The following is a 253-nucleotide window of genomic DNA, read 5'->3' as shown; positions in this document are numbered from 1 at the left end:
GGCCGTCCAGGGCGTGATCGAGACGGAGAAGAGCTTCATCGCCGCGCCGTCGCACAGCCAATCGCGGCGGCTCGCCAAGATCGCCATGGCGAAGGGCAACCCACGCTTCCGGATCGCGGGGCTCCGCCTCTCGCCGGCCGGCCTGCCGGCCTACGGAGAGCCGACCGTGGCGCTGAACCTGCCCTCGTTCGGCATCAACACGACGTTCGCGATCATGCGCGGCACGCTGGCGATGTCCGGGAACGCGCTAACC

Annotated in this window: 1 protein-coding gene; it reads left to right on the top strand. The window is 70.0% G+C overall.

The window, feature by feature from the left end; genetic code table 11:
- On the top strand, nucleotides 1-253 hold a 253-nt coding region (locus KZZ04_RS20035; protein ID WP_219424009.1), incomplete at both ends, for a hypothetical protein.

This window comes from Pseudoalteromonas sp. CR1, from assembly GCF_019392235.1.
Lineage (GTDB): Bacteria > Pseudomonadota > Gammaproteobacteria > Enterobacterales > Alteromonadaceae > Pseudoalteromonas.
Note: the sequence above shows the minus strand (reverse complement) of the source record. Positions and strands in the feature narration are given on the sequence as shown.